This is a genomic window from Bacillus pumilus (assembly GCF_009937765.1).
Taxonomy (GTDB): Bacteria; Bacillota; Bacilli; order Bacillales; family Bacillaceae; genus Bacillus; species Bacillus pumilus_O.
Genome location: NZ_CP047089.1, coordinates 2,542,417 through 2,561,109, shown reverse-complemented (window position 1 = coordinate 2,561,109; position 18,693 = coordinate 2,542,417). Strand labels below are relative to the sequence as shown.

Here is an 18,693-nt window from a genome sequence, read left to right as displayed (position 1 = left end):
TGAGGTTTAAGAAGGTTGATCAGCAGGGAATACTCTGATAGGTTAAGTAACCATAGCAGTGAGCAGCCAGACGAATTGGATGTTCTTGTATATTTTGAATGAGGTGATGTCAAATTAATACGAAAAAGGTGATATGGAAACATGAGTATTGAGATTGGAATTTCTCTATCTATTTATTTTATTGGAATGCTGGCCATTGGCTGGTATGCATTTAGAAAAACAAATGACTTGAATGATTATATGTTGGGCGGACGCGGGCTGGGTCCTTACGTGACAGCTCTATCTGCTGGTGCTTCAGATATGAGTGGCTGGATGCTCATGGGACTTCCAGGTGCGATGTATACAACAGGGCTTTCGTCAGGATGGCTTGCTGTTGGTTTGATTAGTGGTGCTTACTTGAATTATCTATTTTTAGCTCCTCGCTTACGATCGTATACTGAGGTTGCTGATGATGCGATTACCATTCCAGACTTTTTTGACAAACGATTTAAAGATTCTTCTACTTTATTAAAAGCTGTCTCAGCTGTTATTATTATGATTTTCTTTACACTGTACACCTCATCAGGTATGGTATCTGGCGGTCGTTTATTCGAATCTGCGTTTGGTGCCAATTATATGTTTGGTTTAATTTTAACCTCTAGTATCGTGATCTTATACACTTTATTCGGCGGCTTTTTGGCAGTTAGCTTAACTGATTTTGTTCAAGGAGCTATTATGTTTTTAGCATTAGTGCTCGTGCCGATCGTTGCCTTTACTCAATTAGGTGGCCCAATTGCCACATATCAAGATATTCAACAAATTGATCCAAAATTGCTTGATATATTCAGAGGAACGAGCGTCATTGGCATTATTTCCTTCTTAGCATGGGGCCTTGGTTACTTTGGACAGCCGCACATTATTGTTCGATTCATGGCCATTACGACTGTAAAAGATTTAAAACCAGCACGTCGTATCGGTATGAGCTGGATGATTGTGTCTGTTATTGGTTCATTATCTGTTGGATTAGTCGGTGTCGCTTATGTACATGAGACTAGTACTACTTTAGCTGACCCAGAAACCATTTTTATTGTATTTTCTAAGGTGTTATTCCATCCGTATATTACTGGATTTTTACTCTCTGCTATTTTAGCTGCGATTATGAGTTCGATTTCGTCACAGCTGCTTGTGACTGCAAGTGCAATGACAGAGGATTTATACCGGACTTTCTTTAGAAGAAAAGCGTCAGACAAAGAACTAGTGATGATTGGACGTATGTCTGTATTGGTCGTTGCCATTATCGCGCTTTGTCTTTCACTTAATCCAAGTGATACCATTCTTGATCTTGTTGGTTATGCTTGGGCAGGCTTTGGATCTTCATTTGGTCCAGTCATCCTTCTATGCCTATATTGGAAGCGAATGAACCATCACGGTGCACTAGCAGGAATGGTTGTTGGGGCAGTTGTTGTCTTAACATGGATTTCAACCGGCTTGAATAATACAACTGGCTTGTACGAAATGGTTCCAGGATTTATTTTAAGTGGTTTGACTGCCATCATTGTCAGCCTCTTGACCAATAAACCATCTAAAGCTTCTAAAAAGCTGTTTACCAAAATGGAAAATCATCTTGAAGAAGAAACAAAATAAAGAACATGAGGGGTCATCTGCCTTAAGCGGATGACTCTCTTTTTTAAATAAAATGCTTTTCTTTCTCCCATTTCTGAATAAAATAGAAGTTGTGCAGCCATATGGGCTGTGAGAGGATCATATACATGTTGTGAAACGTACATGAAGTGAAGGAGCGATACGCATGTTTTGGACGATTGAATGGGATACAGTCTTAAAGTTAGCCGTGGCCACCTTAATCGGTTTGATTATTGGGCTCGAACGAGAGCTGAAGAAAAAGCCGCTCGGCTTAAAAACGTGTATTGTCATTGCTGTCAGCTCCTGCGTGTTAACCATCATCAGCATTGATGCAGCCTACAATTTCCCTCGAGTCTCTAGGCTTCAAATGGACCCACTCAGGTTACCGGCGCAAATTATATCTGGTGTTGGTTTTATTGGAGCAGGTGTGATTCTGCGAAAAAGCAATGATGTCATCTCAGGTCTTACGACTTCTGCGATGATCTGGGGAGCAGCAGGACTTGGGGTTGCAACAGGGGCAGGATTTTATAAAGAAGCCTTCCTCAGTCTTTTCTTTATTCTGATTAGTGTCGAATTTCTACCGTGGCTCTTCCAGCGGATTGGACCGATTCGCTTACAGGAAAAAGAAATCCGCATCAGAATGTCTCTTTCTGATCGAAACCGTATGACGGATATCTTAAAAGAAATGAAAGCCCTCAACATTCGCATTCATTCTGTTCGTATTGATGATTTAACAGAAAAGAACTACCCGATTATGGAAGTACGCGTACGCGTGCATAAAGATCGCTATACAACTGATGTGTATTTTGATATTAAAGATCTAGAAGGCGTCGTTGGCGTCAAGTGTGATACGGTATAAAAGGTGATGAGGCAAAAGTCTCATCACCTTTTTTTATAGGAAAAGGGGTTGAACCAATGCCTTTATTCAAATAAAATACAAATTATGAAATAAATGATAAAAGGGGATTTTTCATGGGCTCTATGAATCGTAAAAAACGTATTTTTCTTATGAGTGGAATTCTAGTAGTTCTCGTATTCGCTGTTCTATTGACCTCACATTATGTCACTCCCGTATCAACAAACGCAGCAGACAAGAAACAAACGAAAGTACCTAAAAATATTATTTTTATCGTTGGCGATGGAATGGGGATGCCCGTAATCAAAGCCTACCGCACATTCAAGCAAGAAAAGCTTGGTTCTCCAAAAGCACAAACCGTCTGGGACCCGCATTTAGTCGGGATGCAGACCACACACCCAGATGATCCTCGAGATAATATTACCGACTCAGCTGCCGCAGCCACAGCCATGGCGACTGGAAAAAAGACATACAATGATGCCATCGCCGTCAACCAAGAAAAAGAACCTCTTAGAAGTGTCGTTGAAGCAGCAAAGGAAGCACAAATGAAAACCGCCTTTGTTGTCTCATCTGACATCACCGATGCGACACCTGCAGCTTTTGGGACACATAACGTCTCCCGAAAAAACAAAGAACAAATTGCAGACCACTTTTTTGATGAGAAAATAGATGGAGAGCACAAAGTTGATATCCTTCTAGGTGGCGGAATGCAATATTTTGACCGAAAGGACCGTGATCTTGTGAAAGAATTTAAGAAAAGCGGGTATTCCATTCTAAGGTCAAAAGATGATTTAACCTCCCAATCATCTGCGAAAATGCTCGGCTTATTCCAGGAGGACGAGCTGGATCGAGCCATCGATCGTCCAAAGCATGTGCCTACTTTAAAAGACATGACACAGGCAGCATTGACCCAATTAAATCAAAACAATTCGCATGGGTTTTTCATGTTGCTTGAAGGCAGTACCATTGATTCTGCTGGACATGAAAATGATGTGGTCGGCGCCATGAGTGAAATGGAGGATTTTGAGAAAGCAGTCCAAGCGGCTCTTCAATTCGCTAAAAAGGATCAAGAAACCCTCGTTGTCATCACAGCAGATCATGCGACTGGCGGCTTTTCGTTTGGTGCAGACGGCATGACAAGTGAAACCGGCTATAAATGGGACCCAGCCCCCATTCTAGCTGCGAAGAAAACACCTGTGTATATGGCAAAGAAAATCGCAGGCGGACAATCGGTACGTGATGTCCTTCACACTAATATTGATTTCACGCTCACAAAAGAGGAAATCTCTCAGGTGGAGAAAGCAGCACTATCAGGGAAGACCAGTGCGATTCAGCTCAGCATTCAACACATCTTTAATCAACGTTCTTTCTCGGGCTGGACAACCTTTGCTCATACAGGTGAGGATGTCCCTGTCTATGCATATGGATCTGGGAAAGCAGCATTTCAAGGTTGGATCGATAATACAAAGCAAGGAAAGAATTTGTTCCACATCATTGAATCACCGTCCACCTATCGCCCATAAAAAACAATCCCCGCCTCATCACATAGGCGGGGATTTTGATGTTAAGATTGACTGAGTTTTGTAAAGTCAAACGTCGTAATCGGTGCTGCTTGTTCAATGTCTGAGCGGAAACTAGCGAGCATGCCCTTCTCTTCTTCTCCGATGGTAGCCAAATCAAATGCTTGATGCAGCAAGCCATAGATTAGCACGTGACGTAAGCGAAGGAAGTCAGGAATGTAGGCAAGCCACTCATCCCCAAGCTCATTCTCTTCACGATAGCCTTTCAGGAACTGCTTCATAAAGTTCCCTGCAAATGCTGCTTTGTCTTCGTATGGAATGACTGGGTACCACAACACATTGTATAGCAATATGCTAATGTCATTCATAAACCAGTTGTACCCGATATCATCGAAATCAAAGGTCGTAATTTTGCCTTGATCCCAGTGGAAGTTTCCGTGATGAAGATCCGCATGAACCAATCCGTACGTATCCTGATTTTTCGGAAGCTTTGCCAGCATTTCCATCAACCGATCCGCTTGTTCGAACACAAGCGTCTGATCGGCTGGGACATACTTACGTAATTTAAGCTGCTCCTCTTCATCCCACTCTTGTCTTTTATATCGTGGGTCTGACAGCTGATAGCTTTTTGTCAGTTTATGCATGCGGCCTGTGTACTGTCCAAGGGCATAAAATAATTCATCATTCCAGTCTGCCTCTTCGACTTTGTGGCCTGGTGCTTTTTCATAGACTCGCAGTAAAAATGAACCGCCTTGCCCATCGTCTACTTGTTCAATATCACGGCCATTTAATGAAGCAATTGGTTTCGCAACCGAAAGTCCGCCCTTCGCTAAGTGATGGAGCCATTCCATTTCACCTAAAATATAATCAGGTGATCTGCGGATGGTATGGGTAATTTTTAAAATATAAGACTCTCCGTCTTTTTTAAGTTCATACACATAGTTTTCTGCATCTGCGATAAAGTGGATGTCACTTCGCTGGACTCCGTATAAATGAGTGGCCTCATCTAAAATTTTTGATTCATCATATATGGCTTTTACATCTTTATGCATGCTGATTCTCCCTCTTCATATATTTTGCTAATTCTCGAATGGTGTGTTTTTCAGCAAAATTCAAATCATCAACATACCAACCCTTCTTTTCAATCTCTACTTCCATTTTGACAGCAAGTAAAGAATTTCCTCCTAAATCGAAAAAGTCGTTGTCAATTCCTACTTTTTCCACATGAAGAATGTCACACCAAATCTCAAGAAGCAATGCCTCGCGTTCATTGGTTGGCTGTGCGTAAAGTCCATGATCCTGCGTTAGTTCCGTCTTTAATATTGATCTAAGACCTTCTTGATCATGTACATTAAGGGCTTTTACATAGCCGCTGTGCAGCGTTTGATCTGTTTGAATCGTTTCCCATGTGTAACCTTCAGAAACTGAATGATTTGCTGTCTCCACCCTTTGATCCTCTATTTCTTCAGTCGAGTGCTGACGAGGTGACAGGTGCTCAACGATCTGAATGTGATCACTTAGTGAACCGATTTCTTCCACTTGTATACGGTATGTTTGCTGCTCCTCCATCTCCTGCATATGGTGCTCTTTCATAAATGACTTGAACAGCTCATTACGTCCAGTCGATACAAATGTGAATTCAATAGAAGAAAGCTGGTGCTGACGGCTGTATTCAGCAAGCCATGTCAGACATTTTTGCTCAATCCCTTTCCCTAGAGCACGGCAGCTTAGCATCCATGCATCAATGATCAAGGTGTCCCCTGCATGATGAGCCAAGATTGCCCCTACAATTCCTTCATGACTGAAGCGATCCGATGCCTCGATGACCCAGCCCTGAATCTGCTCATTTTCCATCCGCTCTCTCAGCTGCTGTTCATTAAAACGCTTGTCATTTAAGCGGAATTGGTTAATGCGACTGCTCATTTGCGCCACGCGGGCAAGGTGCTTTTCTCCCCACTCTGTTACACTCATGTTCAAATTCAAATCTTGTAAAAATTGCTCCATTGACGGCGACTCTGCTTTCTCTTTTTGACGAGCTTTTTCAGCCTTGTAGCTCGTTGTTCGCCCTCTATCTTCTTCTGTGACATCATAGCGGTCAAATGCCCAAGCATGCTGGGCGAATAATGGAATTGCTTTTTCATTGGCAGGTAACAGCAGTGTCATCACTTCAGGCAGCTCTTCATTCATACGCAAGCACTGAGCAGGATCATCGTCTAAGAAAATAAACTGAGATAATGAAAGATTCAGTGAATCTGCCATCTCTTTCAGATGTGCCGGTTTACTTTCCCAATTGATTCGCCAGTCGACAATATCGTCTTTTTGCAAAATCATATCTGGGTGGTTTTCAAACACGTGCCACACATCTTCTTCATTATTCCTGCTACTTAAGACAAGCAAGAGACCCTCTTGTTGCTTTTGTTTTAAAAAGCGCTGAAGCATTTGATGTTCTGGCGTAATTTCAATACCTTCTACACCGTCTTCTGAGACGACACCTCTCCAAAGCGTGTGATCACAATCAATGGCCGCTACCTTAAATGGTGCACCTTGCCATGCAATGAATTCGCGTGCGACTTTTGTACCAATGGCTCCACAAAAGACTTCCGTGAATGGGAGATGTGCCGCTTGCTCTCCTTTTTCATCAAAGATGGCATCTATCTGATATTGCTGCGCAAGCTGGCGGCAGTCGATCAATTGCACACCTTCTATCTCAGATAATTGATCAATCCACTCTTGTTCCACATCTTGCAACGTATCTTTAAGAGAAACACTTATCGGCAGAATCCCAACAAAATATAGGTTATGTTTCGTTTTTGATTTCAGAACGTTTGCAAGTTCTTCAGCATGCTCTGAAGCCAGTTTTTTCTTTTCTTCTAGTGAAAGATGAGCTGGACCAGTGATATCCTCTAAACGAATCAGCAGAAGGTTCGCACCGTTTTTCTTCTGTGAGATCAGGCTGCGCTCATTTAGTAACTCCTGATATACCTGCCCATACGGTGCAAATTGAACATCAAGCTTCACGTCAAACTGTTTGGTCCAGTACTGAATGTAAGGTGCGATTGGGTCTGCTGTAAATGTTGAACTGACCGCTAGTACGAGCGGTGCTTTTTCCTCTGCACGCTCCCTTTTCTCTTTTGCTTCTTGTTCTTCTTCCTGTGAAAGAACAACGAAATCCTTGAGCAGTTGATCAGGTGCTTGAACAGCCTGTTCAACCAATTGCTCGAAGTGCTTAACAAACGCTTGCATTGTCTCATGTTTAAACAGCGCAAGATTGTACTGAAGGACGCACTTTAACTCCCCTGTTACTTCTCTGACAACATCCATTTTCATATCGAGTTTGGAAATCCCCTTTGCAAACTCATGCGTTTCGAATGTTAGTCCATCGGCTTCAATTTTAATATTCGGATCGTACTCATTATGGTAAATAAGCATTGTATCAAAGAATGGATTGCGGTGCGGTCTTGTTTTTGGATTCAGATGTTCAACCATTTGATCAAATGGATACTCTTGATGGTCATATGCAGCCAGCAGCACTTGCTTTGTCTGCGCCAGTTGCTCTGTAAAGGTTGCGTCTTGTCCCATGTCTAGCTTAATTGGCAGGAAGTTCGTAAACATGCCTATTGTATGCTCGATATCAGCATGACGTCTTCCAGCCACAAGTGAGCCGACAATCAATTCCTCTTGATCCGCATAACGTGAAAGCAGTAGCCCATACAGCTGGAACAAGATGACGTTGTTGGTCAGCTGATACCGTTCAGCGAGCTGTTCAATTTTCTCAACGATGTGTGGTTCAATATTGAATTTGATCGCTCTTCCTAAGAAGGATTGTTCCTTCCGTTCGAAATCATATGGCATTGTCAAAGTTGGCACATTTGAGCCAATTTGCTGCTTCCAATAATCCTGCTGCTTTTGAAACATCTCGCTGCGGAAATATTTATCTTGCCATTCTGCATAATCTTTATATTGAACAGTGAGTTCCGGCAAGGTTTCCCCTCGATAGAGCTCAGTAAATTCTTTAATAAAGATGTTCATGCTCGCTCCATCCGCCACAATATTATGCATATCGACTAATAAGAGGTGATCACGTGCTGCGATTTTCACAAAACGCACACGGATCAATGGTGCAGCCTTTAAGTCAAATGGACGAATGAATTCATCAATTTGTGCTTCTAATCCTTCTTCATCAGACTCTGTCATTTCAACAGCAAACTGGAAGTCATCATGGACCCGCTGAACCGGTTCACCATCTTTTAATTCAAAAGTTGTTCGCAATGTTTCATGACGATCAATTAATTGCTTGAAGGTCTGCTCAAAGCGCTCGACGTCAATTTCCCCTTTACATCTCAGTGCCATCGGCATGTTGTAAGAGGTCACTTGACCAATACGCTGATGAATGAGGAATGTCCGTCTTTGAGCAGCAGATAATGGATACGTGTCTTTCTTTTCGACTGGTTCAATCTTGAAATATTGATGCTTCTCAGCCTTTTCAATGAATGCTTGAAGCTTTTCAATTGTCGGGTTGTTAAACATGTCTGTAAGCGTTAGCTCTACACCAAACTCTTTGTGAATTTGAGAAATCAGACCTGTGGCATTTAACGAATGTCCGCCAAGCTCAAAGAAATGGTCATCTCTTTCTACCTTTTCAATTCCTAAAATGTCTTTCCACATCCGCTGTAACGTTGCCTCAATATCATTCGATGCGGCGGCATGGACTTCATTGTTTTCTTCTATTTCCTGCCTTTTGTTATCCTTTGGCACCACCATTTGTACACCTGAGGATGAAGATAATGCGGCTGTATCTACCTTTTCAATCCAATATCGTTGTCGTTCAAACGGATAGGTCGGCAAGGATACTTTTTGATTTGATGTCTGATTTCGCAATTTTGTCCAGTCAACTGGCACCCCTTGAAGCCAGATGTCACCCATTTTTCCCAGCAGGTAGCGGTCGTCAGCTGCCTCTTCTTTAGGATGACGCATCAATGGAATTGGCTGCTGATGATGTTCCTTTGAAGCTTGGCGAATAAAGGCACTTAACGTATTCCCCGGCCCGACTTCAACGAAAATAGGATCAAGCTCCGTTAATAATGTCTCCGCTCCATCGCGGAAACGAACTGCTTGCCGCAAATGATGAGCCCAATACGCTGGATCTTGCACTGCTTCATGGTCAATCCACGTACCTGTGACGTTAGAAATATACGGGATAGACGGTGCATTCAATTGATACTCGGCAACCTTTTCTTTAAATGATGGCAGGATGTCATCCATCATTTTAGAATGGAAGGCATGAGAGGTGTGAAGCTTTCTACATCCATGTCCAGCAGCCTCCAGTTTCTCAGCAAGTGCATCAATGGCCGCGGTCTCACCTGACAATACGCACAATTCAGGACCATTTACTGCTGCAAGTGACAGATCATCTGTTAAATACGGCAGCACGTTCTGTTCACTCAAAGGAACGCTCAGCATGGAGCCTTTTGGAAGCTGGCTAATGAGCTGTCCGCGGTAAGCCACAAGATCTACAGCATCTTCAACAGATAGTAAACCAGATACCGCAGCAGCCGTATATTCTCCAATACTGTGACCAATCAGTGCCTGCGGTTTGACGCCAAAATGAATTAGCAATTTAGCCAAAGCGTATTCGACACTAAACAGAATCGGTTGTGTATATTCTGTTTGGTTGATCAGCTGACGATCATCACTTGTTTCTGTTGAGAATAAAATGCTGAATGGGTCAACTGAGACATGCTGTTTGAATTGATTCAAGCATTGATCCAGCGCTTCCTTAAAGACTGGATATTTATCATAAAGCTGACGCCCCATGTCTACATACTGAGATCCTTGGCCTGGGAAAAGAAAGACGACTGGGCGGCTCGATGTTTGGGAGCTGGCCGTCTTGACCACTTCTTTTGACCTTTGATTGAGCGCTTGTAACATATCAGCCGTGTTACTTCCAAGAATGACACGTTTATGCGGAAAATGATGGCGCCCTGTCTGCAACGTATGGGCAATGTCCCTTAGACGAACTTGCTGCTGATGCTGGAGTAAGTAGTCCGCAAGGCGATCCGTCATTTTTTCAAGAGCAGCTGGTGTTTTGGCAGATAATAAAAGCAGTTCATTCTCCTCAGGGTTATCTGCGGCAACACGTGTATTAGGTGCTTCTTCTAAAATGACATGAGCATTTGTTCCACCAATCCCAAATGAACTTACACCTGCCCGGCGAGGAGATTCCTGCGTGCTCCATGGCGTCAAGTCTGTGTTTACAACGAAAGGCGAATCGACAAACTCAATTTTTTCATTTGGTGTTTCAAAATGAATGGTCGGCGGAATCACTTGATGCTTTAAGCTTAAAACAGTTTTAATAAAACCGGCGACACCTGATGCATCATTCAAATGACCAACATTCGATTTGACAGAACCAATGCGGCAAAAGCCTTTTTTATCTGTATCAAACGCTTGCTTGAGCGCTTCAATTTCGATTGGATCTCCAAGAGTTGTCCCCGTTCCATGTGCTTCAATGTACGAAATGGTTTCAGGTTCCACCTCAGCCATTCGAAGTGCTGTCTTAATCGCTGAAACTTGACCTTTCGTACTCGGCGCTGTATATCCTACTTTTCTATTTCCGTCATTATTAATAGATGATCCTTTAATGACAGCATAAATGTGATCGCCGTCTTCAATGGCATCCTCTAAATTTTTTAAAATAACGGCTCCTGCACCATCACCAAAAACGGTTCCATCTGCTTTGTTATCAAAGACGCGGCAATGTCCGTCAGATGAATGGATCATGCCTTCTTGATACAGATAGCCCGATTTTTGCGGCAGGCGAATGGACACGCCGCCTGCAACTGCCATATGACAGTCGCCGCTTAATAAAGCCTGAACGGCTAAATGAATCGACACCATCGAGGTCGAGCAGGCGGTTTGTACCACCATACTCGGTCCCTTCAGATTTAATTTATATGAAATCATCGTCGCTAAATAATCACGCATATTCAGAACGGCAGCTTCTAGTGTTTTCGAATCCTCACCTTGCGCCGCCCCTTGAAGTGCTCTCATCACCCATTCTGTATTGATCCCTGCACCTGTATAAAGACCAATTTGCCCTTTATATTCAAACGGATCGTAACCAGCGTCTTCAAGCGCCGTCCAAACACATTCATGAAACAGTCTGAACTGAGGGTCCATCATTGCCGCTTCCTTTGGTGTATAGTCAAAGAAATCTGCATCAAATAAATCCACATCATCTAGCATCCCTTTTGCTTTAACAAAACGGGGGTTTTTTAATAAAGCTTCATCTGTACCTTCACGCCGTAATTCTTCTTCTGTAAAAAAGGAGATGGTTTCTTTGCCCTTTTTCAGATTCTCCCAGTACTCATCTACATTTTTGGCCCCTGGAAAACGACCTGCAAGACCGATAACAGCAATTTCTGCGCCATGATAGTGATTCGTTGTATCATTCATTCTCGATTCCGCCTCTCAATCTTTTATTCCGTTGCTGTTTAAAACGAGCTCTTCGATCACCTGAAGTGACGACGGCTAGTTCTTCTTCCATCGCTTCTTCCTTCGAGTCTTCAGAAGGCTGGATATATTTCGCAAGCTCAGCAACAGATGGGTACGTAAACAAGGTCACAACCGCTTCATTTGTTTGAAGTGCTTGATTTAACCGATTGGTGACTTGAACAATATCCAGCGAGCTTGCGCCAAGATCAAAGAAATTGTCGTGAATGCCCACTTGTTCCATGCCCATAAAATCCTGCCATACTTGACAGATCGCTTTTTCAGTTTCATTTCGAGGTGCCACATATGGATTGCCCAGCTCTGGTCTTTCATGCTTAGACACTTCATATGAATCTTCACTCTCTGCTGCCTTCGACTCTAGCGACAGCCATTGACCTATCCGTTCATCAAGATTTCCTGTGGACACGAGCATGTGTCGATTCTGCCGGCTAGACAGAACATACTGGAACAGCTCAGCACCCTCTTCTGGTAAAATCGCAAGCTCGTTAATCGATTCACCAATTGTGGATTCTAGCTCACCCCAGAAATTCCACGCATCCCAGTTCACACACATCCACGGGGTTTGACTATGTTGATTGAGTCTAGCTGCAAATGCGTCCATATATAAGTTAGCCGCTGAGTAAGCAGAGAATCCTAAGCCCCCAAGCAATGCACTAATGGAGGAAAAGAGAAGACAAAAGTCTGCTTGTTCTTTTTCCAGCAGCTGCTCTAGCACATCGAGCCCTTTCACCTTTGATTGGAATTGATCCTCTCCCTGTGCCAGTGTAGAAGGGATATCTTTGATTGCCCGGAACGATGTACTTCCTGGTAATCCTGCTGCATGGAAGACACCATGAACGCCGCCATGCTTTTTGCGAATGGCATCAAATACATGTTTCATCTGATCAAGATTTCCTGCATTCGCCTGCACCGCTTCGACTGTTGCACCTAATCGTTCAAGCTCAAGCACCTTCTCAATTCTCGTGCGCTGCGCTTCATCGGCATTTGCTTGTTGAACGTATGACGCCCATTCATTTCTTGGCGGCAATGCCGTTCTTCCAGTTAAATAAAGATGTACATTTCCTTCCTTCGCCAGCATCTTTGATAAAACAAATCCGATACCGCCTAAACCTCCTGTGATCAGATACACACCATTTGGCCTGATCATCTTCGGAAGTCCATCTTCTTTTTGCAGCGGCAAATGCTTGTAGCTCTGCACCCAGCGCTTTCGATGACGATATGCCACAAGCTGGTCCTTTCCAGGCTGCATGATTTCCTGCACAATAAGATCGACAAGAACTTGTTCCTTCCAAGACATGACTTCTGGCACGTCTTCCACATCGATATTCCAGCACTTAATATGATGGTATTCCTGAGAAATCACTTTACACGGTCCAAGCATTGCACTTTTCTCTGCACATATCGTCTCATTGCCTGTAACTGGCTGAATTCCGCTAGTGATCGTAAACAGACGGCATTCTCGAATATTTTTTTGGGCAGCCACCGCTTGAGATAAGAAAATTAAGCTGTAATAGCCTTTTTCAATGTGCGCCTGAAAAGCTGCTTGACGATTCGAATTTTCATCTTCTTTCGCAGCCTCCCATAAATGAAGAATCCGCTGGATATTGATGCCTCTATTAGACAATGAATCTAGCAAGTTTCGGTAGTGCTGACCTTCTGCCGGATTGATCGTAAATGACTGATCTTGCTCTTGATAAGCTTCACCCTTTGTGACAGAAATGACCTTGATCCCTTTTTGCTTAAATGAATGGGTAAACAGTTCATGAAAAGCATCCTGTTCCCTGAAAATGAGCCACGTTTGTTCTTCCGTTTCTTCTTCGAAAACTGGTTTTAGCGGCTGCTGTTCCCATGAAGGCAGGTAGAACCATTCTTCCATCTCTTTTTTCTTCGTTTCCTTAGGCGCGGATAGCTGTGGAGACGCAGGTTTTCCTGCTTCAATCCAATATCGTTTCCGCTCGAATGGATAGGTCGGCAGCGATACGAGCTGACGTTCCTCTTGCGTTGGGTGTTGCTGCGCCTTAACCTCGTAGCCTCCTGCCCATAGCTCTCCTATTCTCTTTAAGAAATAAGCATGGTCATCCGCTTGTTCTCTCGTATGCCTCACCATATTCAGGACATCATGTTGAGACTCTTTGTTTTCATGACGTTTCGCTAAAGCCGTCAAGCTGTTTCCAGGTCCAACTTCAATGAGTGCTCGTACTTCATCGGTTAACAGCTGAGATAGACCTTCATGAAAACGAACGGTTCCACGCAGGTGGTTCGTCCAATAAGATGCTGTCATCACATCTTCACTTGTCGCCCAAGTGCCTGTGACATTCGATACAAACGGAATCGCTGGCTCGTGCAATTCTATTTTCTCTACGATTTGTTGAAACGCCTCAAGCATCGGCTCCATCATGTAGGAATGAAAAGCATGAGACGTATGGAGATGTCTTGTGATAATTCCTTTGTCTTGCAGTTTCTTTTCAAATGTAGCGATATGCTCTTCTCTTCCAGAAACGACACAAAGGTCTTTTGCATTGACAGCAGCAACAGAAAGCGATTCATCGATCATTGAGACGAGTTCCGCCTCTGGTAATTGCACACTAAGCATCGCGCCTTTTTCCATGTCTTGCATCAATCTTCCTCTAGCCATCACAAGTGTTAATGCAGACTCGAGAGAAAAGACCCCTGACAAACAAGCGGCAACGTATTCGCCGATACTGTGTCCAATCATTGATTCTGGCTCAACACCGCTGTGCTGAAGCAATTTGGCTAATGCATACTCAAATATAAAGAGAAGCGGCTGTGCATTTGATGTTTTTGTGATGTCTTCGTTCGTTTCATCCTCGCAAAAAACAATGCCCTTTAAATCCACTTGCTCCGTTTCCATGACATATTTAAAGCATCTATCTACTTCCCATTTGAACACTGGCTCTGTTTCATATAATCCGCGCATCATACCAGCATACTGAGCGCCTTGACCTGAAAACATAAAGGTCGCTTTACGCCATTTTTTGCTTCGGAACACACTCGTTTCAAGCTGTTTCTGCTGCATCCATTCATCAGCAGACGCAAGTACGATCGCTTTTCGGTATGGAAATTGCTTTCTGCCGTAACGTAATGTATAAGCAATATCTTCAAGCGGGACTTGAGGATGCTGGATCACATACTGCTTTAATCGCTCTGTCATTTCCGCTAAAGCAGTATCTGTTTTTGCAGATAAGACAAGAAGCTGCTTTTGATTAGAAGCTGGTTTTTTCTTCGTCTGCAAGCCCTCTTCTATGATCATATGGGCGTTCGTTCCGCCGATACCGAAAGAGCTAACTCCCGCTCTTCTCGGACCATCTGCTTCCTTCCAATACAACGCCTTTTGATTCACAAAGAACGGTGTATCTTTGAAAGGGATCTCCTGATTGGGTGATTCATAGTGAATAGTTGGCGGGATCGTTTTATGCTGGAGTGCCAAAATGGCTTTAAATAGACCTGCAATCCCTGCCGCACTATTTAAGTGTCCGACATTACTTTTCACAGAACCGATCGGAATCGTCAGCGGATCTGTCCCTTTGAACACTTGGCTAAGAGCGGATACCTCAATTGGATCTCCCATTTTTGTCCCTGTACCATGTGCTTCTACATAACCGATAGAGGCGGGATCGATACCTGATTTTTCATACGTTTCTTTTAAAACCTCTGCTTGTCCTTCCACACTCGGAGCGGTAAAACCAGCTTTTCGGCTGCCATCATTGTTCACACCAACCCCTTTGATGACTGCATGAATCGGGTTGCCGTCTCTCACCGCATCTTCATAACGTTTTAGCAGAACAATTCCCGCTCCATCTCCGAAAATGGTTCCGCTCGCCTCTTGGTCAAACGGACGGCAATGTCCATCTTTTGATTGGATCATCCCATCTTGATAGATGTAGCCGATGTTTTCTGGAGAACTGACCGTCACACCGCCAGCCAGTGCGGCATCACATTCTTCATTCAATAAAGCTTGACAAGCCATGCCAATATTGACAAGTGAGGTCGAACAAGCTGTCTGCATGGTCACACTAGGCCCGTGTAAATTCAATTTATATGAAAGCTGCGTGCTAAAAAACTCACGATCATTTAACAACATGGCGCTGAATTGCTCAGTTGCTTCCATTTGATGGACAAAGCGCGTCAGCCACTCATGGTTTGGACTCGTTCCTGTATAAACACCAATCTTCCCTGCCATTCGATCAGGGTCACAGCCAGCATCCTCCAGCGCTTCCCAAGCACATTCATGCAAGAGCCTGAACTGCGGATCCATTAACTCTGCCTCTCTAGCAGAATAGTTAAAGAAGTCTGCATCAAAGCCTTCGATCTCTTGTAAACGACCTTTTGCTCCAATGAAATTCGGATGCTGGTAGACAGACGCATCCAGCCCTGCTTTCTTGAGCTCTTCTTCTGTGAAAAAGTGAATCATTTCCTCACCATTCACAAGACGCTGCCAAAAGTCTTCTAGCGATGAAGCTCCCGGGAATCTTCCAGCCATTCCGACAATCGCAATATCCGTATGCTCCTGGGACGTGTTTTTTACTGGGTGAGAAGCAGGTTTTTGAGCCTGTTCCGACTGTTCTTTAAACAAATATTCGGCAAGACTTGCCACTGTCGCAAATCGATACAATTGCACAGTGTCCATTTGTTTATCCACATGCTCAGATATTTTCGCTGCGAGCTGAGAAATATCAAGGGATGTCGCACCAAATTCGAAAAATGGCGTTTCATCATCCATTTGATCAAACCCAAAATGAGTTTGCACAATGTCGTGAATGTCTTTTTGTAAAGAAGCGAGTGAAGCATAGACACGTTGTTCATTCTGCGGCTTTTGCGGTTCAATGGCTGCCGTCGTATTTGTTTGAGCAGAGAAATCGGTTTTCTGAAATGGGTACCCCGGTAGCGGAATACGCTGCCTATTTTTCTCCTCTGTTAAAGGAAAGGCTAAGCCGACTCCCATTTCCCAAAGAACGCCTGCGATTTGAAGCATGTCTCCATCAAGTGGTTCAGTTGTTTCTTCTGCTCCCTTTTCAACGACAATTCCTTGTTTCATTGAAAGGTCAATCATCAAAGCTGGTGATTCTTGCTCCATGATTGGCGATTTTACAGGCTTATTCATGTTAAGAAGACCCTTTGCAGATGATGGATCGAAAGTGGTTAGTTCCTCCCCAGTTTGCTGCAAGTAAACTGACTGCTTTAGTGTCCTCTGAGGCAGTGAAGCCAGCCTTTGATTAACCGTCTCGGAGTCATGAAGATGGTACACAATAGATGCCGCATCGTTTAGCTCAAGGCCGCCTGCTGCATATAAAGCTGTCCAGACGCCGCTGCCTTCTCCAATCCATCCATCTGGTTCAATTCCGAGTGTTCTTAGCATGTTGGCAAAAGCCGCTGTCATGATCAGCATCGCCACTTCTGATTGACTGCTTTGTTCAGGGTGGAACAGCTCGTCTTTTTTGATAGGTACCGCAGTTTGGACGAGGCTTATGATTCGATCCACTTCTATTTTGAAAGAAGGATCTTTCTCATACAGCTTGATGTATTCTCGTAAACCTGACTCATGATACCCTGTCAGCTTCATGCTGATCCGTTTATAAAGAAGACTTTTTCTGCCTGCTGTCTCTTCATCCAGCACTTGCAACTCCTCTAATAACTCTTCCCGCGTTGAACAGACAAACGCTTTTCGATATTTGAAAGCCTTTCTTCCACTTTGTAAGGTATAAGCTGCTTCACCAAGTGAGAGATCAGGATGTGAGGAGACATAATCCTTTAAGTTTTTTGTCATGTTCTTCAGATCATGTGTTGATCTAGCTGACAGCACGATTAATTCTTTGGACGAGGCCTTGCTGTTTGCCTTTCTCGGCTGTGCCTCTTCTAAGATGACATGAGCATTTGCTCCCCCTATACCAAAAGCACTGACTCCAGCTCTCCGTGGCAAATGAGATGTCTTCCACTCCTCTTTGTCTGTCCCAACATAAAATGGAGTTTGATCAAAAGAAATACGGTGATTTGGCTTGTCAAAGTGCGGCATCGGGGCAAATTGACGATGATGCAGCATCATGACTGTTTTGATAAAACCAGCCACACCGCTTGCGGCATCTAAATGCCCAATATTGGCTTTGACTGATCCAATTCGGCAATAGCCTTGTTGTTTTGTTTGAAAAGCACGAGTAAGCGCCTCAATCTCAATCGGATCTCCAACAGGCGTACCCGTTCCATGTGCTTCGATATAAGAAATCGTCTCTGGTTCTGTCTCAGCCATTTCTAACGCAGATTCAATGACACTTGCCTGGCCACTCACACTTGGAGCTGTATAGCCGACTTTATTGCTCCCATCATTGTTCGTTGCAGATCCTTTTACGACAGCATAAATAAAATCTCCATCTTCTATCGCATCTTTTAATCGTTTTAGCGCAACAACACCTGCACCTTCACCAAAAACGGTTCCTTTTGCTTTTTCATCAAACGGACGGCAATGACCATCAGGAGAATAAATCATTCCTTCTTGGTATTGATAGCCTGTGATTTGCGGCTGATGAAGTGTAACACCTCCTGCTAACGCAAGGTCACATTCACCTCCGATTAATCCCTGGCATGCCATATGGATCGCAACAAGCGACGTGGAACAAGCCGTTTGCACCGATACGCTTGGACCTTTTAGATTTAATTTATAGGCGATCCGAGAAGCAAAGGATGGGTCATTGAGATGCATGATTTGAAACACATCTTCGTTCTTTGCAAGTGACGACATATGCTGCCCCATCCACGATAAATTGCTAGATGCGCCGGCATAAAGACCAATTAATCCTTCGTATTGCTCAGGCTCATAGCCTGCATCTTCTAGCGCATGCCATGTGCATTCATGCATCAATCGAATTTGCGGGTCCATAATAGAAGCCTCTCGCGGAGAGTAGCCAAAAAAGTCTGCATCAAATGATGATGCATGTTTTAAATATGGCTTTGCCTTGACATAATCAGATCGTTTTAACAGCGTCTCATCTACACCTGCTGCCTTTAATTCTTCATCAGTGAAAAACGTAACGGATTCTTTTCCTTGCGACACATTTTCCCAAAACGCTTGCACATTCGGTGCTCCGGGAAAGGTACCCGCTAATCCTACAACTGCAATTTCAAGTCCAGATTCGCTCCATTGCTCTTGATCAGACATACGCTGCATTTCTCCCA

At 43.7% G+C, this 18,693-nt stretch carries 6 protein-coding genes; 3 read left to right on the top strand and 3 right to left on the bottom strand.

Annotation, left to right across the window (positions count from 1 at the left end; translation table 11 throughout):
* Positions 1–141 precede the first annotated feature (141 nt).
* From putP to GPS65_RS12525, 3 genes are all read left to right on the top strand, one after another.
* Positions 142–1,623, top strand: a complete 1,482-nt coding sequence (putP, locus tag GPS65_RS12535; protein WP_012009183.1) for a sodium/proline symporter PutP — start codon at positions 142–144, stop codon at positions 1,621–1,623.
* 163 nt (positions 1,624–1,786) lie between these two features.
* On the top strand, positions 1,787–2,479 hold the full coding sequence (locus tag GPS65_RS12530) for an MgtC/SapB family protein (RefSeq protein WP_012009182.1): 693 nt from the start codon (positions 1,787–1,789) through the stop codon (positions 2,477–2,479).
* Positions 2,480–2,592: 113 nt separating this feature from the next.
* Entirely contained in the window at positions 2,593–3,999 is a 1,407-nt protein-coding gene (locus GPS65_RS12525) for an alkaline phosphatase (protein ID WP_161985431.1), read from the top strand.
* A 41-nt stretch (positions 4,000–4,040) separates the two neighbouring features.
* On the opposite strand, the gene GPS65_RS12520 is transcribed toward GPS65_RS12525, so the two are convergent.
* Genes GPS65_RS12520 through GPS65_RS12510 form a run of 3 tightly spaced genes read right to left on the bottom strand, consistent with a single transcriptional unit; the run spans position 4,041 to position 18,676 of the window.
* A complete protein-coding gene (locus tag GPS65_RS12520; protein ID WP_119124523.1) occupies positions 4,041–5,048 on the bottom strand; it encodes a phosphotransferase enzyme family protein in 1,008 nt (335 codons plus the stop codon).
* Positions 5,041–11,451, bottom strand: coding sequence for a type I polyketide synthase (locus tag GPS65_RS12515; RefSeq protein ID WP_161985430.1), 6,411 nt, complete (start codon positions 11,449–11,451; stop codon positions 5,041–5,043). The genes GPS65_RS12520 and GPS65_RS12515 overlap by 8 nt, the downstream gene beginning before the upstream one ends.
* The gene (locus tag GPS65_RS12510; RefSeq protein WP_238389097.1) at positions 11,444–18,676 is read right to left on the bottom strand and encodes a type I polyketide synthase; all 7,233 of its coding nucleotides are present in this window, start codon (positions 18,674–18,676) and stop codon (positions 11,444–11,446) included. Before GPS65_RS12510 ends, GPS65_RS12515 begins: the two co-directional genes overlap by 8 nt.
* Positions 18,677–18,693: the final 17 nt, after the last annotated feature.

Excerpts from the sequence above, each read along its gene's own strand:
- GPS65_RS12520 (WP_119124523.1), bottom strand. The coding sequence starts at position 5,048 with ATGCATAAAGATGTAAAAGCCATATATGATGAATCAAAAATTTTAGAT.
- GPS65_RS12525 (WP_161985431.1), top strand. The coding sequence starts at position 2,593 with ATGGGCTCTATGAATCGTAAAAAACGTATTTTTCTTATGAGTGGAATT.
- GPS65_RS12515 (WP_161985430.1), bottom strand. The coding sequence starts at position 11,451 with ATGAATGATACAACGAATCACTATCATGGCGCAGAAATTGCTGTTATC.
- putP (WP_012009183.1), top strand. The coding sequence starts at position 142 with ATGAGTATTGAGATTGGAATTTCTCTATCTATTTATTTTATTGGAATG.
- GPS65_RS12530 (WP_012009182.1), top strand. The coding sequence starts at position 1,787 with ATGTTTTGGACGATTGAATGGGATACAGTCTTAAAGTTAGCCGTGGCC.
- GPS65_RS12510 (WP_238389097.1), bottom strand. The coding sequence starts at position 18,676 with ATGTCTGATCAAGAGCAATGGAGCGAATCTGGACTTGAAATTGCAGTT.